This is a genomic window from Bacillus cereus group sp. BfR-BA-01524 (genome assembly GCF_022662595.1).
GTDB classification, from domain to species: Bacteria; Bacillota; Bacilli; order Bacillales; family Bacillaceae_G; genus Bacillus_A; species Bacillus_A thuringiensis_S.
On record NZ_JAKUDW010000486.1, the window covers coordinates 1 to 218 of the forward strand.

The following is a 218-nucleotide window of genomic DNA, read 5'->3' on the forward strand; positions in this document are numbered from 1 at the left end:
GTCAGCCGGAACAATCTACGAAAATAGAAACGGTTGTTAATAAGCCGGAACAATCTATTAATAAAGTAGATGAAGCGAGTAAGCCCGAAGAAAAGGGTGAAACGAAAAAAGTAGATGAAGCGAGTAAGCCCGAAGAAAAGGGTGAAACGAAGAAAGCAGATGAAGTGCAAGTTGCGCAAAAAGAGTTTGAACGACGTTTCCCAGAAACGAAAAATGAG

Annotated in this window: 1 pseudogene; it reads left to right on the forward strand. The window is 40.8% G+C overall.

Annotation, left to right across the window (positions count from 1 at the left end):
- Positions 1-218: pseudogene (locus MR170_RS32015) on the forward strand (lytic transglycosylase domain-containing protein); the annotation flags it as partial.